Source organism: Amycolatopsis sp. w19 (genome assembly GCF_051373225.1).
GTDB lineage: Bacteria > Actinomycetota > Actinomycetes > Mycobacteriales > Pseudonocardiaceae > Amycolatopsis > Amycolatopsis japonica.
The window spans coordinates 51973-77319 of record NZ_JBPQFM010000007.1; the positions used below are offsets into that span (position 1 = coordinate 51973).

Genomic DNA, 25347 nt, shown 5'->3' on the forward strand with positions numbered 1-25347 from the left:
GGCCGACCGGCCACTATGGACACGGTGCCGAGTACTCGTCCGGGCGCGGCTTCACGACGACGGGGGAGCGGAGTCCGTCGGCTTGGCCGTGCTGTTTCCGTTGGTGTTGCTGCTGATTCTCGCTGTGGTGCAAGGCGGCCTGTGGTGGCACGCGCATTCCGTGGCCGCTCAGGCGGCGCAGGCCGGTGTGGACGCCGGACGTCCTGTCGGCGCCACGCAACCCGTCGCGGCCGCCGCCGCACGGTCGTTCGCCGACCGCGCAGGCCGCGGTGTCCTGACCTCACCCGAGGTTCGTGCCACCATGACCGCTGACACTGTCCAGGTCGCGGTGTCCGGCACGACGGTCCGGCTGCTGCCGATCCCGGGACTTGATATCGGGGTCGAAGTGACCGCGCGAGCGGTCAAGGAGCGCTTCACGGCGTCGTTGACCGGGGGCGGCTCGTGACTCGCCACGCACGTATCGGTCGGTTGTGGACAGATACGGGTTCCGTCAGCGTCGATGCCGCGGTGCTCGTGCCCGCCGTGATCCTCGTGGGGCTGCTGATCATCGCGGGTGCCCGTGTCAGTTCCGCGGAGCAAGCCGTCGACAACGCCGCCACCGCGGCTGCACGGGCCGCGTCGATCGCCCGCAGCCCTCACGCGGCGCAGCAGGCCGGAGCGGCTGTGGCTCGTGATCGTCTCGGGCGTGAGGGCATCACTTGCCAGGAAGCCAGTGTGTCGGTCGACGCCAGCCAGATCGCCGTCGGTCGCGCCGGCTTGGTGAGGGCCAGCGTGACGTGCCGTGTCGCGCTCAGCGACCTCGCCCTCCCCGTTCCCGGCGGTACTCGCCTGATCACCAGTTCGTTCACCAGCCCCACCGATCCGTACCGGGGGCGTCCATGATTACCGTGGCACGGCCACGGGATGCCGGGTCGCTCAGCGTGATGATCGCGGTCCTGGTGCCCGCGTTGCTGTTCGTGCTGGCTTTGGTCGTCGACGGCTCCGTCCGGCTGCGGACCATCGCCCGCGCCGACGCCCTGGCCGCCGAAGCCGCCCGCGCCGCGAACACGGCCGTGGACACCCGCAGCGCGCAGGTCGGCATCGACACCGCCACGGCCGCCCGGGCCGCGGGCGACTACCTCGCCCGGGCCGGGCACCCCGGCCAGGTCAGCATTACCGGTACCCGCACAGTCCTGGTGACGGTCACGGTCATCGAGCCCGCGCCCATCGGACTGCTCGGCCGTAGTGTCCAGGCCACCAGTACCGCGGTGGCCGAACTCGGCGTCGGGACCCGCGACGGCGGACTCCCATGACGTCCCCGGCGGCACAGCGCGCCCGCGGCACGCTCGCCGCGCTGGCTCTGCTCGCGTTCGTCGCCGGCATCCCCAGCGGGCTCCTGGCCCTTGGCGCCGATCCCGCCCGCCTGATTCCCGAGCGCTGGCCAGACCCGATACGCATCACTCAGTGGCCCGAGCAGATCTGGGCCATGCTGCGCTGGGCGTGGATCACCGGCGACCTGGTGGTCTGGCTGATCGTCGCCGTGGCATGGACGGGCTGGCTGGCCCTCACCGTGTCCGTGATCGTCGAAGTGATCCGCCAGACAGGCCGTGCCGCCCGCGGCCCGCTGCGGCGGATCCCGACCGGCCGGTGGATCGCCGGGCTCGTCGCCGCCGTCCTGATCGCCACATCCACAGGCACTGCGGCAGCGTCCGGACTCCCCGCCACACCGACTGCGGCCACCGCGCCACCACGGCCTCATCCGAACCCGGTCAGCGCGCCCCGCGATTCCGCCGCGGCCACGGCGACGACAACCGCGCACGGCGCGATCCCGTACACGGTTGTGCACGGCGACACCCTGTGGGACCTCGCCGAACGCCATCTCGGCGACGGCAGGCGCTTCCACGAGATCGTGCGGCTCAACCCCCGCCTGCTTGCCGGCAACCCGGACGACCTGAAACCCGCGTGGACCCTGCTGCTCCCGCTAGACGCCGCCGGTCTTCCCCAGCGCCAGGCCACCACCTCGGAGACCGGTCGGACCGTCACCGTGCAGCCCGCGGACACCCTCATCGGTATTGCCGAGCGCCACCTCGGCGACCCGGACGCCTGGCGGGCGCTCTTCGGCCTCAACGCCGGGCGGCCCCAGCCCGATGGCCGTGCCCTGCGCCACCCCGACCAGCTCCTACCCGGCTGGACGCTTGCGCTGCCCGCCACCGCGCCAACCGCACCACCGGCAGAACCCCAGGAACCACCGCGGAGCGTGTCCGCACCGGAACTCCCGGACGCTCCACCCCCAACCGACCAAACACCGCCGTCCACACCCGGGGACGAACTGCAGAAGCCCGCGGCGTCCGGAGACGGCGGTGTGTCGCTGCCGGGCGGGGCGTTCGTCGGGCTCGGGCTGGCCGCTCTGATCACCTTGGCGACGGTCACGGTCCGAATGCGACGTCGCCGCTGGTACCGGCCTGGTGTCCGAACCGACGGCGATCCCACGGGATTGCCGGTCGTGCGCGCGCTGCGCATCGCTCACGACGTCGCCACGCAACCTCCGGCCGACCAGGAGACTCCGGCGACCGAACCGGCGAACTCCCGGCGCACCCGGCAGGTCGAGCTGGACACCCGCGACCGAGCTCAGGCCGTCGTCCGCGCCGTACACCCGACGACACCCGGAACCGCGGTCGGTATCCGGGACGGACAGACCATCGCGCTCGACCTCGCTCGGACACAAGGCCTCGGGCTCGTCGGGCCCGGCGCCTGCTCTGCCGCGCGGGCCCTGATCGTCACCCTGCTCGCGCAAGCCGTCAGCGACGACCTCGACGCCACGATCGTCATCCCGCACCGTGTCGTCCGCTCGCTGCTCGGGGACGCCCTCCTGGACCGCGTACCGCGACGGCTGAGAATCGTCGACGCCCTGCCCGCAGCTCTTGATGTGCTGGAAGCCGAACTGCTCGCCCGCACGCACGGCCAGAGCCTCGCCGGGAATGATCCGGATACCCAGACACTTCGCCCGTCGAACGGCCCCGGACCCTATCTCATTGTGGCCGCGCCCAGCGCGGACGCCGACCGGCGCCTGCACACCATCCTCGAGACCGGAGCCCACCTCGGCCTCACCGGGTTGCTCCTTGGCCCATGGCGTCCCGGCGGTACCGTGCGCGTGACTGGTGACGGCATCGTCGACACGGCTTCCCCGGCACTCACCGGCAACCTCGCCGGCGCGCGGCTCTTCACGCTCCCAGACGCCGACGCCCTCGACCTACTCACGCTGCTCCACGCCGCCGAGCCCGACCGCACCGAACCGTTCCTGCGCGACACCTGCGTCGATAGCGTGGCCACGACCACATCCGACTACGAATTCAGTAAAGCCGGTCCCGAACACGGCCCTGAAGCGCCTCAGGCGACTACGCAACGGGACGTCGGGACGGCAGAGACCAGCACCGCGGACCGGTCCCCGGATCGGCCGCTGCGGCTGCAGGTAGTCGGCCGTCTTCGCCTGAATCGCACCGGCCCAGAACCGTATGACCTCGTTGCAGCGCTCGCGCCGCGACAACGGGAGATCCTCGTCTTCCTGGCATTGCACCGCGAAGGCGGCCGCCGCGAAACCCTCAGCGCCGCGCTCTGGCCCGATGCACCGGCCGATCGCCCCTACAACACCTTCCACGCAACCCTGTCCCAGCTCCGCCGAAGCCTCCGCCGCGCCACCGAGAACGACGCCCTCGACATCATCACAACCCAGGACGGCCACTACGCCCTCAACGAACAGCTCGTAGCCGTCGATCTTTGGCAGCTGCACGACGCGCTCACCGCCAGCCGAACCAGCGCACCGGCCGACGCCGCCGAGGCACTGAACTCCGCTATCGCGCTCTACCGCGGAGACCTCGCCGAAGGCATCACCGCCGACTGGATCGATGGCCCCCGCGAAGCGCTCCGCCGCGACGTCCTCGATGCGTTCAGCACCCTGATCCGCGCAACCCGTCGCGACGCACCAGAACAATCACTCGCCCTATTGGAACAAGCCCGACGGCTCGACCCCTACAACGAAGCGATCTACCGCGACCTCATGCGCACCCAAGCCCGCCTCGGCCAGTACGACAGCATCCCGCGCACCCTGAGGCTCCTCACCACGGTGCTGTCCGAACTCGGAGAGCACCCTGCTCGCGACACTGTCACCCTCGCCGCCGCACTTCAACAACCGAGGAACGACATCCCGGACAGGCGAGCTAGCTGACACGACTGAGCGAACTATCGCCGTCCCGCGCGCGCCCAACTTCGCAACTCAGGCTGCAACTGTTGAACTGTCCTCAACGAGCACAGGGACAACAAGTTGGAAGACGGCGATGGCGATACGGATTTCTCTAGGTCCCTACGAGACTCGGCAGAACGACCCCTTGGGGCGTTCCCACGTCGGCTACTTCCCCCGGATGTCCGAAGCCGAAGCATGGGAAGCCGGACGGGGCCTGTGGAAGATAAACCGCGACCGTCTCACCCGGCAGCAGTTCGTGCTGATCACGGGAGAGGGCATAGTTCGTGCGATCGCCGAGATCACCCGTACGACCATGATTGCCGGGCGCACTGCGCTCGAAGGGCAACTAGTCGCCGCCGGGCACCCCATGTGGGACGCCTACTTCGACAAGCCAGACCCCATAGTTACCGAGTCGCAGAATCCCGTCGCATACGGAGAACTACCGGAAGAACTTGAACTGCTGGCCCGGCCGTGCGGGTGCGGCTGCGGTGCTATCGGCCGTCGAGATTTTCTTCCCGGCCACGACGTCCGTGCCATCCAGGCGCGCGTTCGCGCCAATTTCCACTCGCCCCTTGAGTTCATCCGCTGGGTCGACGCACATGTGGGATCCACCTCCAGCATGCCGTCCGAGGAGATCTCGGAGCCGGCGATCGACAACCCGTCCGACGTAGTGCACGGGAGCAGCCGGGCGTCGTCCAACGACTCCGATACCACTGAACGCGCGATCGTTGAGGCCGTGCAGGAGATCGTTGCCCAGTGCTGGCTCGTGTTCGACTCCGTGGGATGGGCCCGTCTCGCCGAGGCCGCCGAAAGGCGCGGGCAGCCAATGACTTCTCGCGCAAAGCTCGCGCACGCTCTCGCCGGAGTCTTCGGCGAGAACGCCCCGAATCTCGTCCGAGACCGCCGAGGTGCCTGGGTGTACACGGTCACCGACCTCTGGGCCGCGGTGAATACCTGGCGCGCATCGCGAGGGCTGAACGACCCCTTGGAGTACTGTTACAACAGGCAGGAAACGAAGGCATTCATCGCCCTGCTGCATCAAGCCCTGAACGTTCGCCACGGACTCGACACGAGCAGCAAGGGTCGCCTTCTTGTTTCGCTCCGCGAAAGTGGCGTCACCGTCCCCACTGCACTACGTTCGAGCTTCGTGGACGTTGTGCGGCGCTACCAGGACGACGCGCTCACGTGGCTTCGCCTGGGGCCTGGGGCGATGCCGGACGACGCTCCGGGGGAGCGGACTGCTGTGTCACTAGGGAGTAGCGCTCCCTAGTGAGAAGTCGACGCTTCATCGAGGTGGCAGGAGCTTGTCTGCCTACTTCTCCAGCTTCCTTTCCGCCTTCCTCTCCGGGGGCCGGCTAGAGCGGAAGGGGTAGGGAAAGTGCTTGTCGCAGCACAGGTACGTCGGCGCCCCTTCCTCTGTTTCCCCCAACTTCGGTGACAGCAGGCATCTGAACAGTCTGTTGGGTGGGCGGTCGGCTTCCGTCTGTTTGGATTCGGTGGTCACCTTTGGGCGTGATGGTCGACTTCTCGTGGTCGAGACCTACGGCTGTCGACGGTCGTGCACGCAGCTCGCAACAAGACGCGGTGCTGACGGCCGTCACTCTCTTGCTATGAGCATCAGGCTCCACTATGGACAGTGGCGGAGATGAATGTCCGTAGTGGATGGCGTGGGGTCACTAAGCGGTCTCCTTGTGTGGCCAGGACTGCCGGCGTCGACGCGTTTGGTTGGCCGCGCTTCCCGATCGTGGAGGTGTTTGCCGCCGCGCGCCGGCTGTCGGCCAACTCGGGGCGGCTGGCTCACACCTTCCCGTGTCACAGTCCCGCCTGGTACAAGAATGCGCGCTTCGATCGACGATCTGCTTGTGCCAGCTGATGAAGTCGTCCATGCAGATGTAACAGGGAGATAACGAGCGGCCGTCAGTGCTTGAAAGTGTCTAGGTAAGGTGTCACCCTAGACATGCAGTCAAGACGACCCGGGTTGAGCGGGAAGGCTGCGAGGTGCGGCATCTTGTGAGTGGCCTGCTTCGTTTCTCTTCTTGAAGGCTGGGCGTCTCAAAGGGCAATGACCGTCTGGCGAATGGACTGTGCGGACGACGCGCGGTCAAAGTGCATTAAATGTGCAATAGCTGCGCTTGTGGCCCCGTCGTGGCTGCTATTCGAAAAGTTCGAGTGCTTCGATGTGAACTCCTGAAAGGAAAGTGTCATGTCGTACAAAGGTGAACACGTGTACTCGCCGGAACAATACGCCAAAACGGTCGAACTTTGGCAAGAATTGTTGGAATGTCACCGGGTGAGCCTCTCCGAGGAGCGGACGGGATACGCCTACCCGGTTCAGGCGGGAGACCTGACTGTCGACGTGATCCACGCGTTGGTGCTGTCGGACGGGGTTGAAACGGATGACGACTACGCAATCACGGTGACTCTGGTTGACTACTCGGACTATGGCGGTACCGAACGTGACGTGGCAAACGTCCGCTATCTGACGGACGCCCCTGGTGTTCAGACGTCCACAAACGGTCGGCACGGCTACGGCTCCGCGTGGGTGCAACTCGGGGAACTCCCCACGAACGGAGACGACGTCGACACGGGTATCGAGTGGTTGGCCAGCCTGGTGCAAAGTGTCCAAGCAATCGACGACGGTGAAGTCGACGAAAGCACGTTGGAAGAATATGAACGAGAGTTGCAAGAGGCGGCATGGGCCGCGTGGCTGGAGGCGGACACTCGATCTGAGCTGGCCGACTGGCTCGGCTGCGATGATCTTGACGACTTCGATTACACCCACGACGAGATTCGAAACCTCTACTACTCGTTCGAGGGAAACGAATGGACATGTGATTCGGCAACGTCCGCGACGAACCTTCAGCACGAGAACGCCATAGAACACGTAGCCGAAACGATCCTCAAGGCCTGGCGCAAGCCGTACGTAGACCCAGCTCAAGCCGAGCTTTCCATCATCGTCTGACGATCGTTCAGTCGAATTTCTCCCTTTCGTGGAATGCCAAGTAGCTACCTGATAGCTGCCGTGGCAAGCGGCAAATAGCCCTTGTGCCCTTTCGGTGCCGCGCGTGATGACGCGCGGTCGCCGTGACCGCACAACGGTCTCCCATAGTAACTCCGAGTACGAAGGCGGGTTCCGTCATGTCCAAAGAAACCAGCGAATGGCTCAACAACAACGTGCTGATCGGCTTCACCAGCAAGCGCGGACACGCCTGGCACTACCGGGCCTCGGCACAGGGACACGAGCCGAACCATTACCCCGACGTCATCCCGGTAGCCGACGTTCAGCGCCGCCTGTTCCACTGGACCGCCGAACCGGAACCCGTGCTCGTCGCCGGCAAGTTCGGCCTTCGTCGCGTGCCCAACAAGCAGGCCATTACCGCATCGGACACCGGCGACGTCCTCGGAATCTTCGCCGACGGCTACACGGTGCATCAGTACCAGGAATGGTTGTTGGACAAGGTCGGAACGCTCCTTGACGACGGTCTGTCGATCGGCTCCGCCGGCCTGCTGCGTGACCGTCGACAGGCCTGGGTGAGTGTGGAAGTCCCCGAGAACATCACCACCCCGGAGGGTGTGGAGTTCCGGCCGAACCTGGTCGCGTGCACGAGCCACGACGGCAGCCTGGCCACCACCTACAAGCGGACCGTGACGAACGTGGTGTGCGACAACACCATGGCGGCCGGTCTCCGCGAATACGGCCAGCAGTTCAAGGTCAAGCATTCCAAGAACGGCAAGTTCCGCATCGTGGAGGCCCGTGACGCGCTCGCGATGGTCCACACCGTGGCCGAGGAATTCGCCGCAGAGGTCAAAGCCTTGTGCGAAACGACTGTGACCGACCAGGCATGGCGCGCGTTCCTGGACGCACATGCCCCACTGCCCGACGACAAGGGCCGCGCCCGCACCACTGCGACAAACGAGCGGGCCGCGCTGAACCGCTTGTGGAACAGCGACAACCGGGTCAGCCCGTGGCGCGGGACCGCGTGGGGAGTGGTGCAGGCGATCAACACCTACACCCATCACGAAGCGATCGTGCGCAACGCTTCCCGCGCCGAACGGAACATGTCCCGCGCCGTGGACGGGAAAGCCGACGCACTCGACCAGGACACCGTCTCGACACTCGCCAGGGTGCTGGCCTCGGTCTGACAGGACCGCCGCCGCTTCGGTGCCCGCGCGGCAGTTGTCGCGCGGGTGCCGTGGCCGCGGGACGGGCCTTGTTTCGCGCTTGAACCGACCACGGGCGCGACCAACCCGACGTAGGAAGAAAGAAGGACGGTTATGGACATGCAGGCATTCGCGGCAGAGATGGCGGACTCGCTCGACGGGCGGTGGACGGTCGAGTCGGGCTACCACGGTCAGCGAGACCGCTACCTCATCGGCCCAGACGGCGAACAGGTACATCTGTGCTACTCCGATTCGGAGAAGACGCCACGGATAAGACTGTCGGCCGATCTTCCGGCGGCCCTGGCCGCTGTTCGGCATCTGCACGGGAACCCGGTGCCATCACACGACATCACGGTCTCACCGACCAAGACACCGGAGACCGTCGCTGCGGAGGCCGCTCGGCGGCTGCTTCCCGCCTACCGGATCACGCTCGCGGAATCCCGGGAGCTGAAACAGCGGCTCGAGGACCAAGCAGCCGCGCGGGACCGGCTCGCGCGCGCCATCGCCGACTCGCTCGGCGCGACCGTCCAGCATCCCCGGCCCGCCGTGACCGGCTGTGACCCACAGGACGCGATCGTGCGCTATGCGGGGCCGCTGGCCGGCACCGCGACGGTGCCGCGCCACGGCGGACGCGTCGCGTTCGCCTTCTCCGTCGCCCCGGACCGCGCCGCCCAAGTCGCTGCGTACCTGGCCGCCTTCCCGGAAGCGGACCGGCCGTAGCGCAAAGCCATAAGCAGAGGCACCGTCACTGAAGGAGGCAGTTCGCCATGTCCCTGGGAACCCTGACGATCCATCACGACTACGAGTCCGGCACCACCGTCGAGGGCACCACCCGAAACAGCCCCGCGCACCTGGCGCTCAAGGCCCACCCGTCGTGGACCTGGTCCCGCCACGCCACGGGCTGGCTCCTGCGGTCCTCCCGCCACCGCCCGCTCAAGCCCTACGCCCTCGACGAGATCACACGAGTTCTCACCGAATCGGGCTACACCGTTGAACGCGACATCGACGAGACCATGCCCAGCGTCGAGCAGCAGGAAACGGACCGCGAGGACCGGATGAACGACCGCGTCCACCGACTCATAGAACGTGCCGGACGGCAGAAGACCAAGGCCGACGCCACACGCGCCAAAGCCGACGCCGTGTTCGACAGCATCCCCATGGGCCAGCCCATGCTGGTCGATCACCACAGCTACAAGGCCGACCGCAACCGGCGCGAACGGGCCTGGAACAACCTCGGCAAGTCCATTGAACAAGGCGCTCACGCGGTCGAACTGGCGCGCCGAGCCGAGACCGCATCGCACCACATGGGCGCCCGGAACAACCCGGTCACCGTCGGGAACCGGATCGAGGAGCTGGAGGCCGGCCGTCGGCGGCGTCAACGCGAGGTCGACGGCGAGCCGGGATGGCTCACCGAAACCGACGAACACGGCCAGCCGCACCACGATGGGGCATCCGTCATCCCGCCGAAGAACGCGCGGACCACCTACGGCGCGAGATTGCCACCCTCACCGAGCAGATCGATTACTGGAAGAACGTCTACAACCAGCTCCAGGCCGAAGGCAAGGCCCCGCGCTGGCCCGGACGTCGTAGCCAAAGGCGACTGGGTGCTTTCCAGCGGCATGTGGATGCGGGTACGGCGTGTCAACAAGAAGTCGGTGACCGTGCCGAACCCCGTCTTCCCGCCGCCGCGTTCCGGAGAGAAGGAGAACACCTGGACCATCGCCTGGCACAAGCTCCGCGGCCACCGCACCACCGAGCAGATGCCGCCGAAGTTCGTCGAAGCGTATGAGGCACCGGGTACCGACCGGATCAGCCGTACTCCACGCGCCGATGACGCGCGGTGAAGGCCTACGGATAACAGACAGGCTCGTTCGGTTTGGAGCATTGTCAGCACGTGTGGGCGCGCTCGCGCCCCGCGGATGGGCTGTCTCGCTAAGGTGTCTAGGGCGACACGGTTGGATGCAGGAGTTCGACCGGCCCGACCATGTGAGAGAGGCCGCAGATGGACCAAGAGGAGCACATCGCGCAACTGCGCGCCCGACGGCATCGGGTGGAACTGATCGAGACTGCCTTGGAGAGCATCCGAGACGTCGAAAGCTCGCTGCAGGAGATGAAAGAGTTTTTGTCCAAGCAGCTGAAAGCCGAACGGTCTGAACGGCTCTCCGACATCCTGGAAGCGGACAAGGCCGGTGTGCCGAAGACCAGGATTTCCCGCGAGGTCGGCCTCAGCCGCGCGAACCTCTACAACCACCTCAAAGGTGCTTCGCCTGACGCCTAGGCAGCACTGACCCGGCCGAGGAACGGCGGTGCTCCGACGACCAGGGCCTGGACCTCGCGAACCGATTGCGCGTGAGCGCGCGGCCTTGCTGGTCAAGGCTTGCATGTACTCGTTGCGAAGCTCGTCGACGCCCTTGAACGTGCGCTGGGCAAGATCGCGGCCGTACGGGGATTGATTGCCGGCAACCTGGTGACGAGGGTGTTGGCGATGTTCGGCCATCTGAAGTACTTCTTACACAGACAGTAACAGACGGCGTACTGCGCTCGATCCCCCAGGTAGGGCGTGGCCGATGTCTCGTCAAGTGAGGTGCATGTGTCGAATTCATCACCGCAGGCAACGGTGATACTTGCCCGTCATTTTGAAGTGCAGAAGAACAGCCTCAACATTCACGGAACTACGACCATGCAAGATCTGACAGATCGAGGTCTGTTGCAAGTTGAGGCGCTAGCGCGGAGTATCGAGGATTCCGGATACCGCCCTGTCAGCGTACGGCCGGCGCCGGTAGCGTACTGCGCCAAGTCTGCTGCGCTGCTTGCCGACCGACTCGGCATTCCAATCGGTCGCCCGCTGGGACTTCAGCCGTACAGTATGGGTATTCTCGATGGACTGAGTGCGGATCAAGTCGAGGATCGCTTTCCTGGCATTGCGAGCAGAATCGAGCAGTTCCGTTTGCGGATTACGGACGCGACCCGGCTTCAAATTCCAGAAGCCGAATCAATGCAAAGTCTCGAATCTAGAATACGCAAATGGTGGGCAGTCGAGGGAAGTGCTCTGTCGGGAGCAGTCTTAATGTTAACTCGATCCACTCTGCTGATGGTGCATGCGGCGCTGCACCGTACGTACCCGTCAACTGGTCGTTATCTTGATTTAGCCTTGCCAAACGGTGGTGGACGTATTGTTAAACTCGAAAAGTCGTCCAATGGCACCGCATCGGCGATCAGGACTTGGCCAGCAAATGTCACCAAGCTAGCAGATTACGGCCAGGGGCATATTGCCTATACGACATGGGAAGCAGCGTACTTTCGGCGTACGGCAGACGTGATCATTGTTCCGGGACTCTTCGGCAATAACCGAACGGGTCCTTACAACCTATACTCAACTATTGCTGCACAACTCTCGGCTGCAGGGTATCGCTCAACTGTATACGACCCTGTTGGTTCCGGGGAGTCCGTACCCTTGCCGAGAAGCTATGAAGGCGATGTCGAGTCACTCGTTAGCGTCGCGCGTGCACTTAAGGTTAGACGCGCGATACTGATCGGCCACAGTGTGGGTGCGACTGTTGCGGCAGCTGTTGGAGATCGCATAGGCGTTCCATGTCACACAATCGCCTTGGCGCCGATAACAACGGCTGCCGAGGTGCTTCGAAGGATAAATGCCGACGACCGCAGGTGCCTCGAGCGCTCCATAGCGATCCGGAATGGTGTCCGGTTTAAGTCGGATTATGCAAGCCTATTGCAGAAAGCCAGCCGAGACGCAAGATTCGATGCGGTGGTGGTGGGAGATTCAGACACTTACCTCGACCCAAGTGCGCCTGTCCTGTGGAGTCACAAGTCAAAGACAATGACGGTCAAAGGTGACCACAACTTTACGGCTACGATTGACAAAGTCTCTTTGTTTGCCTCCCTGCTTGATCTCGCTGCTAAATGTCATCCTGGCTGGCACTTGGAGGTTTAGTGGAAGACTGGATCGTCGGTGCATACAGATACGTTAAGCGAAACTGGAATGTGATAGTCGCGAGTATATCTCTGACGTGCATGGCCGTATTCTGGATAATTATTCCTCTTAGGGAGTATGTGCCACTATTTGCATTCGCTGTCGCGAACGCGGTTGTATGGACCGTCATAGAACTTAAAGTGAACCTCGCGCCAGCGGTAGGTCGCGAGTTGGTTCATCCAAATATGCGCTCCGCGCGAGGAACTATTATCCGAGACATAGAGGACGGCCTTCGTGGAACCACGGCGAGCCGGCCGCTTCAGTTGACGATGGTTGGAGGACGACTTAGGTCTATGTCGGACATAGTCCGAGAGCTCATGGATGACCTTCGGCAGGGGCGAGTCGAGGGGCATGTAAGGGTGGCTATACAGTGCCTAGATCCAGAGTTCGTGGCGTCACGAATTCTTCCCGGCCAGCTGTCGGTACAAGATCAGAAGCGCAGGAACCAGTCATACGCTAGCCTTGTGAGGAGCCTTGCAGTCGAACTTGAAGGTCTGGCATTATCAAAAGATTCTAGGTCGACCCTCCGTGTCGCCACAGAGTACTATGCGACTGATCCGCAGTACTATGCATACATGATAGGTGATTCAGTCCTCCACTGGGGGCCGTACACTTGGTCGGAGGAGAAGGCTGACTTCATAGGCCCGGAGAACTTCTGTGTAAGGTTAAATCCTGAATCGCCCAACTTTCAAGGCGTTCGCGAATGGCTGTTGAACCGCTCCCAGTTGACCGCTGCAGAGCATCGGGTGCAGTACGCAAAGGGGGTCGGCAAAACATGAATCTCAATTCAGCGCGCCGGAGCGAACTGGCTTCACAGTTTGCGGTGAGGGCGTCAGCCTATGTCAATTACACCACGTGGGCTCACGACGAACGGTTGTTGACAGAAGTCTTTCGGGTTCTCCCACAGCTTCGAGAAGGGCCGCTTTGTCTGGATCTTGGTGGTGGCACAGGGATGGTCGCCAAGTACGGCGCGGATAGGTATCCGAGTGAGTGGGTGGTTGCAGATCTTTCGCGAGACATGCTTAGTCTGAACACGATTGGTCAAAGTGTTGTGGCCGACTCGGGCGCTCTGCCTTTTAAAGACGCTTCATTTGACTATGTGGCTGCGCGTTCAATTATGGGATATGTGGATTTTGATTTGACCCTGGCTGAGATGGGTCGCGTGATGCGCCCAGACGGATTCTCGGTCGTCGCGGAAAAGGTTCTCGGAGACTACGAAGGTGCTGCTGCAAGTTGGTACGAACGGGTTCAGCGTGTCAGGAACCCGCTAAAAATGAGGGTCGAGACGACCGCTGGACTGCAGGGTCAAATGCGTGCTCTGGGTTTCGACGTACTTTCCTGCATAGAGCTTCGTCGAACCTATCATCAGCCAGTAAAAGAGTGGCTGTCCCGCTCTGGTTCTATTCCGCCGGAAGCGCAGCAGAAGCTTGCGGATCTGATAGCTGATCCGCCTGAGGCGGCGCAGGCGGTAGGCTTCGACGTCCAGTCTGGACAGTTGGCGATGCCCATTTCTTGGGCTGTAATTTCGATGCGTCCATCCGGCTTTCGCCCGCAGCCGTCCTTGGTTGTCTCGGTGGTTCCCGTGAAATGGACTGTGGACGGCCTGTGTGTTTATGTTCAGGAGCGGCGTGCGTCTGGTGTAAAGGAGCCGGAGTTTTTTGGATCGGTTGAATTTCCTCAAGGTCATGTGGAAGGTGTCGAGTCGATAGAAGCGGCTGCTTCGCGAGAAGTTGCCGAGGAAGCCGGACTTCAAGTGCGCAGGTTCATCTATCCTTCAGAGCGTGTGCGTGATGCTATTAGGGAAGAGCGCGGAATAACAACAGAGAGCTTGTATCCATGGCAGGTCGTGATAACCCGAGGTCGTTTGCGATTCTTGTCGATTGTTGTTGTAGCGGAAGTTGATGAGCTGCCCAAGAGTGAAGGTTCGATCGACAACCGTGGCAGGTGGTACAGTACTGAGGAGTACGCGGAGGTTGCGAAGGCGACGTTCGTGTATCCGCTGAATCGCCCCATGTTGTCCCATGTTTCAAATATTTTGCATATTCTGGAGGCGCGCAAATCCTCTTGAGGCGAGGTTTGTTGTTGGACGCATTCCCGTCTTTGTGTAACCAGGCCGTAGGCGGCGGCTGGTGATCCATGATGCTGCCATGATCTTGACCGGGTTCGTCCGAGCCATCGCATTCGGCAGTGTCGAGCTCGCGGAATCCATGGGTAGCGTCTCGTCTGACCTTGGCCCGTTTGTGCGAGGAAGCTTTGCCGTAGTTTTGACGGTCGTCCGGTCGTCCGGTCGTCCGCCCGGGCCCGGCATTGCGGCGCGCGCCCGATGTCTTCTGGTGTCGCCGCCGACCGGCTAATGCATGAGAGAGGAATTACGTAATCGGCGTTCCCATCCTTCGTTTATCGGGAGGTGACGCGGCGGTCGGAAGCGGGTGTCGTGGTGGCAGCGTAGCAGTCCCAATCGCTGCCATCGAGCCGCGCATGTCACGAATGAATCCGGTCGACGACGCTGGTGGCGACTAGTACAGAATCAGCCATATTGATAGCGTATCTCACTGCGGTGCAGATCTCGCGTCCTTCTAATACATCGAGACGTGAATATGGTCGTAGTGGCAGCCTGTGAGGTTGTTGGGATCGGGACAGCCGTACGCGTTGGATCGGTAGGCGCCCCAAGCTGGGTTGTCCGCTGACCAGTACTTGCCCTGCCAGATGAGGTAGTGGATGCCCAGGTCCGTCTGGTGGGCGATGAGCCAGTTCGCGATTTGCGATCCTTCGGCTACTGATGACTGGCTCCGGGGGTTGAACATGATGTCGCAAGCGCGGCCTTGTGGATGGTCGGAGTTCGGGTTGGCTGGTCGGTGTGCGAAGCAGCCGAGCCCGTTTCCGGTCATGCCGTTGGTGCGCAGTGTTTGCACGAGTTGCAGGGTGCGTGGAGTGATGCGTCCGCCGCTGGTGGGATCGGGAATGGTGGCTTGCTCGGGCGGCCACTCGGTGCGTAGCCGGCCCGGCGTGCCGGTTGTGCATGTGGCGCCGTGAACGGCGGCTACGATATGCCGGGCTGTCTCTTCGAAGTGGGCGTATCGGTCCGGGAATCCTGAGCGCTGTACTAGCTGAGCGGCTTCGGCGACAGGAATGCTTTGCCAGTTCGGTATTGCCAGGAGATGGCGGTAGAACTGTTCGCTGCTGTAGCTGGGGTCCATGACCCGATCCGGGGTTCCCCAGCCCATGGACGGGCGTTGTTGGAACAGACCGAGACTGTCGCGGTCGCCGTAGTCGAGGTTCCTCAGCCGTGACTCGGTGAGCGCGGTCGTGATGGCGACGACCCAGCCGTGTTCGGGGACGTGCATACGGCCTCCGACGGCGACGATCGTTGCTGCATGGGTCATTTCCTGAGGTCCGTATCCCGCCGTCGCGAGAGTGGTGCCTGTCGGAGCGCAGTTCAAGTCACTGCCTGTGGAGCCGAACACGGTCTGCACGACGGCGATCGCGCCGCCGCCGATGAGGAGAATGAGCACCAGGACCAACGTCACGCTCGTGCCGACGATCTTGCCCATGCCCGCTCACCTTCGCCGACCGCTGCTGTCGGGTGGCGGTATGGGGGACGGGGGCGCGAGTTCCGACCGCGGAATCGCGGACGTTTGGCTCGCCTGGAGCGGGGCCGTCGGCGCCGGTGTGCGGAGACTGGGCCAGAGCGTTGGCAGGTCGGCAAGGGCTACCCGGCTGGTGGCGCCGAGCTCGTCGACACGTCGCCAGCGGGGCGCGGCCATGTCGAGTGGATTGGCGTTGGCTTCGCCGTTTGTCGTCGCCACCAGCACACGCGCGGCCTGGTGAAGCCCTCTGAGCGCCTCGGCCAGAGCCTTGCGCGCATTGGACTCGCGCGCGGCACTGGGCATCCACACCAGCACCGGAGTGGTGATCCCCGTGGCGTCGGCCAGGCGTTCATAGCGAGCCAGCTTGGCCGCCAGTCGGGAGAGTTGCTCGGTGCCGAAGTCGAACTCGACGAACCATTCGACCTCTCGGTTGCCCTCGCGCCAGCGGCCGTAGCCGTCCGGGGTGACGATGTCGCCCCAGTGCCGGCCGCAGCGGGCAGCGGACCACCACGTGGTGAGCATGCCGGTGGCCCCAGGCTCACGTCCTCGGCGGATCAGGGCGGTGAAAAGGCCGTTGCAGCCCACCGTGTGGGCCAACTGCAAGGAGAAGGCGCGCCCGATTTCGCGCTCACGGCTGTAGCCCAGTTCCTTCGGGTCGATGCCGGCTTCGCGGGCGAGGGCGACTGCCCCGGCAGTGTCGAGGACGTAGTACATCGGGTGCGAGCCGCGGTCGCGGTGTGGCTGGAACCGGTGCACCACACCCCATTGGTAGAGGTTGCGCAGACGCAGGTTCGCGGCACGCCGGCCGGTGAAGGCGATGTCGATGATCTGAGTGCTAGTGAGAACGTGGTGTTCGAACAGCATCCGACACAGCCACCGATCGCGGTCGGTGAGATGCCGGGCCAGCCAGGCGTGGTGCTCGACGGAGTTGAGCACGCGCGCCACGGGACGTTCTGGCCGTTGCGAGCGCAGCTGTCGCTGAGAAGTGGGATTGCTGACCATCGTGACGGGCACCTCCAAATACACAGCGCGCCGGAAACGCCCTGCGGCAAAAGGAAAAGCGAGCGGCGTGTCAGGCCGCGCGTCGGGGATCGAGCGCCGCGGGCCGGACGATTTCGACGGTTGACGGCATCCGGGGCTCGGTATTCACCCGTGCGAGCCTGCGGATCTCCTTGGAACGCCCCGGAATCGCGGGTGGAAGCTTCTCGGTGACCGCGGTGAACGGGGGTACTTCCTCGCTGTCGAGCACCAGCCGCGCGGCGATGTGGAATCGGCCGAGGTTGGCGAGGTCGTGTTCGGAGAGCCGGGGAGCGGTGTGCCGGGCCAGGTGGCGCGCGTCTTCGGGCGACGCTGAGAAAATGATCTTCGACCGGGCGTTGGTGCTGACTCCTTCTTCCAGCTCGGGTGGGAGCTGGCGCAGATATTGGTGCGCGAGCGTCATCGACATCCGATAGCCGCGTGCTTCGGCGAGCATGTCCTCCATCGGATAGGCCAAGTTCAAGAAGTTGTGGCATTCGTCGATGTAGAGCGAGGCATCGCGGCGGTCGCGTTGCGGAATCCGGGCACGCCGGGTCGCGGCCTGCCACGTCCGGGCCACGATGATCGACCCGATCAGCCGTGCGGTGTCCATCCCGAGCGCGTCCTTGCTCAGGCGTACCAGGCAGATGCCGCCGTCGAGCACTTCGTCCATATCCACGGTGGACCCGCCGCCGGCGAGAGAAGCGCGTACGAACGGGCGCAGCAACAGGCCGCGGAGCTTGTTCATCAAGGGCGCGACGACTTGCGCGCGGCTGGCGTCGGAGAGGTCGTCGTACCAGGTCCAGAACCCGGTCAGGACGTCGTCGGAGATCTGTTCGAGCGCACGATGCCGGAAGGCGGGCACGGTGAGCAGCTTCGGCAGGTCGGTCAGGGTGGGCGTGCCTGGCAGTTCGCGGAGGGTGAGCAGGCCCGAGCGAAGGATGTCCTCGGTGCGTGGACCCCAGCTGGAGGCGTACACGCGGGAGAAAATCGAGACCAGGTTGTCCACGGTGCGAGCGGTATCGTCCCCCTCGAGAGGGTTGAGCACCGGTGGGCGGGAGCGGCTGTCGGCATCGAAGAGCACGACCTTCGTCCCAAGCCGGGAAGGCAACCTCATCAGCGTGTCGGCTACCAGGTCGCCCTTGGGGTCGATGACGACCAGTCCTCGGCCGGCGTCGGCGTCGGCGAGGATCATCCGCGCCATCAGCTCACTTTTGCCCGAACCGGTGGCGCCCAGGATGTGTACATGGTGGCGGGCGTCGGCAACGCGCAGGCCCACCCGTCGGGAGTGGCTGGAGTCGGTGATCCCGATCGGCTTGACCCCGGGGCCTTCGGTGGCGATCCCTGGTGGTGGCGGGACCGCTTTCGCTCCGGCGCGCTGCAGACCGGGCACGGCCTCGTCCGTGGGGACGTGTGCCAGCGCGGTCAGCTCAGCGATCGAGAGTAGGTCGCCTGATGTCAAACGCCGTTCGGCCAGCGCCTGGATCGGGTGCGGGAGCCGGCCCCGGCGGTAATAGTTGTGCTCGCTGTAGGCCGCGAACGCCGAGGCGATCGCATGTCCGCGCCCGCGTAAGTGTTCCCGCACCGGAGCCCGCTCCGTGCGGGGCGTGTGCTCGTCGACCAATGTGGCCACGGCGTACCGGACCCGCGTTTCATACTGCGAACCGCGCTGCTTGGACACGATGACACGGTCTTGAGCGGAGTTCTCCAGGACTGTCTGGCGATCGGTTACCGGCTTCGTCGCGCTAGTGCGGGGTTTACTTCCCCCTGCATGCGGGGTGATCAGGTCCAGAAGACGCCCGGCCAGCTTCGTGGAGCTTCCGGTGCGGACGTGGCGGGCGGCTCGGCGGGCCTTGCGGACACGGGAGCCGGTGACCGGGCGTGCGAGGATCTGCACGACGGCACGTTCATGGGCAGCCAGCCCTACCGGCGCGCCGAGCAGTGCACGGACCGGGTCGGCGGGGAATTCGGAGCGGATCGGCAGCGCCTCGCTGCGAGCCAGGTGCATTTCCCCGCCGATGACCTCGACGGCTTTTCCCGCGGGCGTGGATTCCGGGATCGGTGGTCTGGCCGGGGTGGTCCGGGTGTGGGCGCCGGGCCAGGCCGCCTCGATCGCGCGTTCGGCCATGCCGGGCGGGACGATCCCCGGCAGCCACACGCGCACGGCGACACCGGCCTGGGAGAACACGTACTCCCACACGAGGTGCGGCTGGCCGTGGATCCGGCGTTTCCAGCCCGGCCGCAAGAGCCCGACCAGGTTGGAGAAGAGCGCCTCGGCCCCGCCCGGGTCCACGGTGGGCGGGGCGAGCACCGTGACCAGCCGGGCCCCGGCGGCCATCCGGTCATGGCGTCGTCGCATCCACCACCGGCGGCCGAGGACGGCGCCGGTCCAGGCCAGCGCGAGCGCGGGACCGGCGATCGGTCCCCACGACACGGCGGCGTCTCGCACCGCGGCGAGCACGGCGTGCATCGCACCTCCGGGATCGCGGAGATAGTCCTGCAACGGAGAGCTAAACGCCTCCGCATAAGTAGTCACGGATCGGGCAGAAGACATCAGAACTCCGTCCTGCACTGGGAAAGCTCGGGTAATCTCAGGCAGCGCGACGATCGATGTCTGCTGCGCACGGACGGCTGAGCGGTGTCGTGGTGGCTGATCCTGTGCCGGGTACGAGCCGGAGGTGGCGACGTCGTTTGCGGGCACGGTCGGCGTCGATTTCGGCCTGCCATTCCGACAGTCGCCGCCCGTCCATCCGTTTGAGGAAATGCGGGATGTTGTTCGCGGGTACCCCGACTAGCCGCGGGCCGAGTACGGCCAGCAGGTCGGACGCTTCTTGCGAGGACCATCCGGCTGCGGTGATGGCATCGGTGTCGGGGAAGACGTCGGCGACCCGGTCGCGGCTGGGGTCGATGTGGGCGTCTTCCTTGCCGCCGTAGCTGTAGACCCACAGGAAGTTGTTGGGCGGGTCCGGCTCGATCAACCGCTTGAATCGAAGGACTTCCTTGGTATAGGCATAGAAAGTCACGTCCGGGCAGGCGAGCATGACACGGCACCATGCGAGCGTGTAGGGGTCGTCGAAGAAATCTCCGGCGTCGTGGACGCGGATGAACTTCCCGGTGAACCGCGGCGCTGAGAGTTCACGGATCATGGCCGTTTCCCAGCCGGGCAGGTCGTCGAGGACGAAGGCGAGATTGGCTTGGTGGCGGGCTTTCACGGCAGGGAAGCGGTAGGTTCCGTTGCGGGCGTAGCAGATCTGCGCGCAGGCTGAGGCCGCGGGGCAGGTCACCTGTGTTCGTCCGTCCGGTAGCCGGGCCGCGAGCGCGGGCAGTGTCCAGTTCCAGACGCCGATGGCGCGCATCGCCCGGTTCTGCGTCAGCAGCCGTGCGGGCCGGCCGGCCTTAGCTAATTTCTTGCCAGGTAAAGACATTTAGCACCTCACACAAGGCAAGCAGGAGCAAGGAAAAGGAGCGGCTAAGCGCGCTTAGCGTCAGGCGGCGGGGCCGAGGTCGATGTGACGGTCGGTGTCGTCGTCGAACGTCGCCGCGGTATCGATGCCGTCAAGGTCGACGAAGGCGCTGTCGCCGGGGTCGGCGTACGCGGCGAGCTCGGCCGGGTCGGTGGTGATGAGGGCGTTTTCTTGGGGCGAGGCCAGGGCTTGGAAGGCGACTCGTTGTGTCCCGGTGCTGAGCAGGCCTTGTCCTTTGTCCGCGGAGACGAGGAACTGTTTTTCCCCGTCGGACAGGTTGAACGTCGTCACGATGTCGTCGATCGCTTGGGTGGCTTGGCGGAGCAGAATCTGTGTGGCGGCGTTGGCGATGATCGCCTTGCCCAGCTCGGTGCCGAGGACGTCGCCGACATCCTGTGTCGCGATGGTCAGGCCTGCCCAGTGTTTCCGGGCGGCTTTGGCCATGCGGTGCAGGAACCGCGCCCCGGCAGGGTCCTGCATGAGCAGCCACGCCTCCTCGACTGTGATCAGCCGCGGCCGCCGGATAGCGGGGCTGGAGACCCGCCGCCAGATCGTGTCCAAGGTGAGCAGGGTCCCGATCGCGCGCAGCTCGTCCGGCAGGTCGCGGAGGCTGAACACGGTCAGGTGGCCCTCGGGCCTGGTAGTGGTGGGCCCGGAAAACATCGCCGCGGATGCGCCGTCGACGAACGGATGCAGCCGAGACGCGAGGTCGGCCGCGACCGGATCACCGGAGCCGGTCAGGGTCGCGGACAGGTCGGCCAGCAGCGGGGCTTGACGGCTCCAGGTCCGGGGATCGCTGGTGATCCCGGCATTCTTGTAGGTGGTGAGGAGCGCGCGGTCGAGCACGGCCCGCTGGTGTGCGGACAGTTCCATGCCGAGCAGGACGCCGATCACGGTGTGCAGGAACAGAACGCGTCGGGTCAGCGCGTCCTTCGGCGCGGTGCGGCGCCCGTCCGGGCGCGTCGCGATCGGCAGGTCGAAGGGGTTGATGCGGACCGCGGGATCGCCGAGGTGGATGTAGGTGCCGCCGATCGCCTCGCACAGCCGGCGGTACTCGTCTTCCGGGTCGATGATCGCGACTTCGACACCCCGGTAGAGCGAGCGGAGTGCTTCGAGTTTGACCAGGTAGCTTTTCCCGGCGCCGGATCGGCCGAGGACGACGCTGTTGTAGTTGTCCGCGGCGAACCTGTTCCAGTGCACCAGGCCCTGGCTGCCGATGTTGAACCCATACAGCACCCCGTCCGGTGCGGCGACGCTGGTCGGGTCGGCGGGCGGAAGATCGGGCGAGGTGAACGGGAACGCGGCGGCCAGCGCGCTGGTGTCGAAGGTGCGGCGCATGCCGATGAGGTCCAGTGCGAGCGGCAGGGTCGAGACCCAGCCTTGGAGCGACCGGTAGGTGGTGGGCTGAGCGTTCATCAGCAGCGACGCCGCGAGCGACCGGACGGCGGCGACGTGCTCGGCGAGATCGGGTTCGCTGGTGGCGTGCACGGTCAGATACAGGCCGAACCGGTAGAGCTTTCCCTCGCCGCGGGCAACGCGGGCGGACAGGTCGTAGGCGTCCTCGGTGGCGGCCTCGACCATCGGGTCCAGCAGCCGCCCCTTCTCGTTGCTGTGCCGTCGTCCGGATTCCAGTTTGGACAGCTGGCGCTTGAGCCGGTTGGCGGCGGTGACCGGGTCGATCGGCTCGATGTGCAGTGAGACATCGACACGTCCGGGATAGGACAGCAGCGGTTGAAGCCATCCCGCATGCACTTCGCGCGGGTAGCCGGTGATCGCGAACGATGCGACCCATTCGCCGCCGATCTCCAGATGGCGCGGTGAGACCGAGAGCGAGTCCGGGGTGAACGCGCTCGCCCCGCCCGCCGGTGTTGCCGCGGTTCGTCGGGAGCGTCCTCGAGTGTGGCTGGTTTTCCTGCTCATAGGTCGTCGCCCTCCCAGTCGTCGAGTGCTGTCGCCTCCGGTGCCGCGCGGCGCGTGGGCTCCCCGCAGGGCCTCGGGGTTCGGAGGGGTGGTTCGTCCTCGGGTTCGGCGGCGGTGGTGATCACCTCGTCTGCGCCGGCGAGCCCGGCCGACGGCGGGATGAGGGTGTCGGGATTGCAGGCGGTGGCGAGGACGGCGGTGGCCTGCCCGGCGTCCAGCGGGGTGATCGTGATCCCGGTGGGGGAGAGCAGTTCGATGGCTTCGCCGAGGCGTCGGACGAGCCGGGTTTCCGCAGATCGCAGCGCGCTTTCGGTGACGGTGTCGTTCCGGTTGGCGTGGCGGCGTGCGCGCAGGGCAGCCAGCGGTGATGCGCCGCCGAGCCCGTCGGTCGGACCGGCCGCGCGTACCGGTTCGCGCAGGACGATCAGCACCTGGCGGCGCAGCAGATCGGTCGAGCGGCGCAGCTGGTCGAGGTAGGTCGCGTGCTCGCGGGCGGCCGTTTCGAGCATCGGATGCGGCAGGCCGGGAGCGGCCTCGCGCAAGTCGTTGATCTGGTGGCTCAGGTCGAGCCGCTCGGCGCGGACGAGGATCTGCACGGGCGCGGAGATCGAGTGCAGGTATCGGCCGAACGACGCGACCAGCGCTTCCTGTTCGCCGGGGGTGCGGAGCGCGAAGTTCACGGTGCTGGCGACCGCGACCATGGCTACGCCGTCGGGCCCGAGGTCGATGACACCGGCTTCGGTGACCCCTTCCGCGGGCAGCCGCAGCGCGGCCGGTGACACCTGCGAACCGTCCGCCGCGCCAGTGTCGTCGTTCGCCGCGACCTGACTGGTCAGCCATTCGGGCGCGGGACGGACACCTTCTGGCGCGGCTACCCGATGCCGCGGCTGCATGCGCTGCCGGATGGCCGCGAGCACGAGCCGGTCGAGGCTCATACCGTCGCGCTGCCCCAGGGCCAGCACCGCGGCCGCGACCCCGATCGGGACGGCGATGATCAGGTACACCGGCAGCGGCACCGCGCCGCGCGCCAGCGTCCATCCGCCGTAGAGGACGATCCCGGTCACCGCGAGGATCGCGAGCTGCCGCGCGGTGAGGTTGGCGAGGACGCGGTCCTCTCGATCCACATCGGACGGTATGCGCACGGGCTGTGTCATGGCTTGTTACCTCCACGGGACGAGGGCTTCGGCGCGGGTGCTGGGGGCGCCGGCGGTGGAGTTGGTGCGCGGAACGCGACCGGGGGAGCAGCTGCAGTGCGCGGTCTGGCGTCCGCGGAACGGGGCTCGGGACGCGGGGTCCGGAACACCGGCGCCGACGGAGTCGCGGTCGCGGGCGTGACTGGCCGGGACACATGGCTCGGTTCCTGTGCGGCGGGTTGGAACCGCAAGTGCGGCGGAACCGCCGCGACACTGACAGGCCGCGCGGGCGCCTGCCCGTTCCCCTGGCGGTGTGATGGATTCGCTGTCTGGAACCGCGGGTTCGTCACGTGCCGCCGACCATCTCCAGGCGGTGGGAGTGGAACGGCGGGCCGGGGCGTCGAACTGAACTTCGGCTTGGGCGGCGGACCTGACGGAGTGGGGCTGACGGCGGGGTCGTGCGTCGTGGTTTGCGGACCCGGTTGCAGGAACTTCGGTTCTTGCGAGGGGACGCGGGGGTGCTGGGCGGCGAGCAGCCGCTCGGCGTCGTATTGCTGTTGCACGCGCTTGTTCACCGCTTCCGGAGTCGGAGCCAGCCGCGGTTGCGGCGGCCAGGGCGGGTCGGCGGCACGGGCACGCCCTTCCCCGCCGCGGCCGCGGGATGTGGTGGCGATGCCGGCTGCGCGGGACGCGCCGAACCCGCCGGAGCGACCGGCGATGGCGCCGAAGGTTTTCGCGGCGATCACGGCTTTGACCAGGCCGCCGAGAAACGAGCGGCCGCCCCCGCCGAGCTTCGTGGCGGAGAGAAACCAGGACGGGATCTTGATGAGGATGTAGAGCAGTCCGAGGACGGCGAAGAGCATCATCAGACCGCCGCCGAGAGAGCTGAACAGTTTCGTGCTGCCGTTGAGGAAGGTGTTGACCGCGACGATCAGCGTGAGCGATTGGACTACCTGGATACCGAGCGTCGCTCCGGTCGCCCGCCAGCCCCAGCGGGCGATGCCGTCGGTATGGGGAAGGGCGTGGCAGGCGACCCACAGCGGGGCGGACACGGTCAGGAGCAGCGTGATGATCACCCGCACCACGTAGACCAGCAGCAGCGCGATCACCGCGATGACCAGGACGACTTGCAGCAGGATGACGAACAGCCCGCCGGAGGCCATCGCGGAGTAGGTGCCGTTGATCGACTGGGTGAGGTTGTCGCCGAGCTTGGGCGGATCCGCCCCGCCGGACAACACCGCGGTCGACAGCGCGTTCGCGAGCCGGATCGCCTTGTCGATGACGAACAGCGACAGCATCGAGGCGATGAAGGAGATGACGAGACGGGGCGCGATCTCCTTGATCGAATAGCGGCTCTGGACCGACTCGTGCGACATCACGATGATCCCGCCGATCATGATCAGACCGCTGTAGCAGGCCAGCACGATCAGCCAGGAGTTGTTCCACAGGTTCGTCACGCCGGGCAGCGAATCCAGCGTCGGCGTGCTGAACGCGGTGTCGCCCAGCAGTTTCAGCAGCGGGTCGAGCGCGGACTTAACCAGCTCGCGGAACACCGCGTTGATGGCCTTGCTGATACAGCCTTCGATGTTGGTGATCCCGCAGTCCGGATCGTCACCGTCGGCGCCCGGCCCGGTCGGCCCCGGAGGCGTGGACGGCGCGGGGGAGCTGGGTTGCGGGATGCACCCTTCACCGACGCAGGGACTGCCGGAGCTGGTGGTCGGAGCCGTGCCCGGTTCGCCGGGTGCGCAGCCGATCTGGCCGGGAAAGCAGCTCTCCGGCGGCGGCAGTTCGGTGATCGGCGGCAGCGGAGTCACAGGAACCGACGGCCGCGGCGACCCAGTCGGGAAATGACAGGTCG

At 65.5% G+C, this 25347-nt stretch carries 20 protein-coding genes; 13 read left to right on the forward strand and 7 right to left on the reverse strand.

Going from position 1 to position 25347, the window contains the following annotated elements:
- The first annotated feature begins 82 nt into the window (after nucleotides 1–82).
- The 13 genes from ACSMFO_RS16440 to ACSMFO_RS16500 all read left to right on the forward strand — a co-directional run bounded on the left by ACSMFO_RS16440 (nucleotide 83) and on the right by ACSMFO_RS16500 (nucleotide 14436).
- Nucleotides 83–445: a TadE/TadG family type IV pilus assembly protein gene (locus ACSMFO_RS16440; protein ID WP_436459358.1), complete on the forward strand. Its 363-nt coding sequence runs from the start codon at nucleotides 83–85 to the stop codon at nucleotides 443–445.
- Complete coding sequence (locus tag ACSMFO_RS16445) at nucleotides 442–882, forward strand: TadE/TadG family type IV pilus assembly protein (RefSeq protein ID WP_436459359.1); 441 nt, start codon at nucleotides 442–444, stop codon at nucleotides 880–882. Before ACSMFO_RS16440 ends, ACSMFO_RS16445 begins: the two co-directional genes overlap by 4 nt.
- Entirely contained in the window at nucleotides 879–1292 is a 414-nt protein-coding gene (locus tag ACSMFO_RS16450; protein WP_436459360.1) for a hypothetical protein, read from the forward strand. Before ACSMFO_RS16445 ends, ACSMFO_RS16450 begins: the two co-directional genes overlap by 4 nt.
- The gene (locus tag ACSMFO_RS16455; RefSeq protein WP_436459362.1) at nucleotides 1289–4201 is read left to right on the forward strand and encodes a BTAD domain-containing putative transcriptional regulator; all 2913 of its coding nucleotides are present in this window, start codon (nucleotides 1289–1291) and stop codon (nucleotides 4199–4201) included. Before ACSMFO_RS16450 ends, ACSMFO_RS16455 begins: the two co-directional genes overlap by 4 nt.
- Nucleotides 4202–4394: 193 nt before the next feature.
- A complete protein-coding gene (locus tag ACSMFO_RS16460) occupies nucleotides 4395–5486 on the forward strand; it encodes a hypothetical protein (protein WP_436459363.1) in 1092 nt (363 codons plus the stop codon).
- A gap of 933 nt (nucleotides 5487–6419) precedes the next feature.
- Nucleotides 6420–7178 carry a hypothetical protein gene (locus tag ACSMFO_RS16465; protein ID WP_436459364.1) on the forward strand — a complete coding sequence of 253 codons (759 nt, stop codon included), beginning with the start codon at nucleotides 6420–6422 and terminating at the stop codon, nucleotides 7176–7178.
- Between the two features lie 122 nt (nucleotides 7179–7300).
- On the forward strand, nucleotides 7301–8359 hold the full coding sequence (locus tag ACSMFO_RS16470; RefSeq protein ID WP_436459366.1) for a DUF932 domain-containing protein: 1059 nt from the start codon (nucleotides 7301–7303) through the stop codon (nucleotides 8357–8359).
- 132 nt (nucleotides 8360–8491) lie between these two features.
- Entirely contained in the window at nucleotides 8492–9097 is a 606-nt protein-coding gene (locus tag ACSMFO_RS16475; RefSeq protein WP_436459367.1) for a hypothetical protein, read from the forward strand.
- A 47-nt stretch (nucleotides 9098–9144) separates the two neighbouring features.
- Nucleotides 9145–10221, forward strand: a complete 1077-nt coding sequence (locus ACSMFO_RS16480; RefSeq protein WP_436459368.1) for a DUF3560 domain-containing protein — start codon at nucleotides 9145–9147, stop codon at nucleotides 10219–10221.
- A 158-nt stretch (nucleotides 10222–10379) separates the two neighbouring features.
- Nucleotides 10380–10655, forward strand: coding sequence for a hypothetical protein (locus ACSMFO_RS16485; protein ID WP_436459370.1), 276 nt, complete (start codon nucleotides 10380–10382; stop codon nucleotides 10653–10655).
- Between the two features lie 282 nt (nucleotides 10656–10937).
- The gene (locus ACSMFO_RS16490) at nucleotides 10938–12329 is read left to right on the forward strand and encodes an alpha/beta fold hydrolase (RefSeq protein ID WP_436459372.1); all 1392 of its coding nucleotides are present in this window, start codon (nucleotides 10938–10940) and stop codon (nucleotides 12327–12329) included.
- Nucleotides 12329–13147 carry a hypothetical protein gene (locus tag ACSMFO_RS16495; RefSeq protein ID WP_436459373.1) on the forward strand — a complete coding sequence of 273 codons (819 nt, stop codon included), beginning with the start codon at nucleotides 12329–12331 and terminating at the stop codon, nucleotides 13145–13147. Before ACSMFO_RS16490 ends, ACSMFO_RS16495 begins: the two co-directional genes overlap by 1 nt.
- Nucleotides 13144–14436 (forward strand): methyltransferase domain-containing protein, encoded by a 1293-nt coding sequence (locus ACSMFO_RS16500; RefSeq protein WP_436459375.1) that lies wholly within the window; start codon nucleotides 13144–13146, stop codon nucleotides 14434–14436. Before ACSMFO_RS16495 ends, ACSMFO_RS16500 begins: the two co-directional genes overlap by 4 nt.
- A gap of 508 nt (nucleotides 14437–14944) precedes the next feature.
- Here the strand turns inward: ACSMFO_RS16500 and ACSMFO_RS16505 are convergent.
- The 7 genes from ACSMFO_RS16505 to ACSMFO_RS16535 all read right to left on the reverse strand — a co-directional run bounded on the left by ACSMFO_RS16505 (nucleotide 14945) and on the right by ACSMFO_RS16535 (nucleotide 25303).
- Nucleotides 14945–15919 (reverse strand): hypothetical protein, encoded by a 975-nt coding sequence (locus ACSMFO_RS16505; protein WP_436459377.1) that lies wholly within the window; start codon nucleotides 15917–15919, stop codon nucleotides 14945–14947.
- Between the two features lie 6 nt (nucleotides 15920–15925).
- Nucleotides 15926–16891, reverse strand: coding sequence for a replication-relaxation family protein (locus ACSMFO_RS16510; protein WP_436459378.1), 966 nt, complete (start codon nucleotides 16889–16891; stop codon nucleotides 15926–15928).
- A 136-nt stretch (nucleotides 16892–17027) separates the two neighbouring features.
- A complete protein-coding gene (locus tag ACSMFO_RS16515) occupies nucleotides 17028–19526 on the reverse strand; it encodes a type IV secretory system conjugative DNA transfer family protein (protein ID WP_436459596.1) in 2499 nt (832 codons plus the stop codon).
- A gap of 37 nt (nucleotides 19527–19563) precedes the next feature.
- A complete protein-coding gene (locus tag ACSMFO_RS16520; protein ID WP_436459380.1) occupies nucleotides 19564–20397 on the reverse strand; it encodes a GP88 family protein in 834 nt (277 codons plus the stop codon).
- A gap of 60 nt (nucleotides 20398–20457) precedes the next feature.
- A complete protein-coding gene (locus ACSMFO_RS16525; protein WP_436459381.1) occupies nucleotides 20458–22356 on the reverse strand; it encodes a VirB4 family type IV secretion system protein in 1899 nt (632 codons plus the stop codon).
- Nucleotides 22353–23510, reverse strand: coding sequence for a PrgI family protein (locus ACSMFO_RS16530; RefSeq protein WP_436459383.1), 1158 nt, complete (start codon nucleotides 23508–23510; stop codon nucleotides 22353–22355). The genes ACSMFO_RS16525 and ACSMFO_RS16530 overlap by 4 nt, the downstream gene beginning before the upstream one ends.
- Entirely contained in the window at nucleotides 23507–25303 is a 1797-nt protein-coding gene (locus tag ACSMFO_RS16535) for a hypothetical protein (protein WP_436459384.1), read from the reverse strand. Before ACSMFO_RS16535 ends, ACSMFO_RS16530 begins: the two co-directional genes overlap by 4 nt.
- Between the last annotated feature and the right edge of the window lie 44 nt (nucleotides 25304–25347).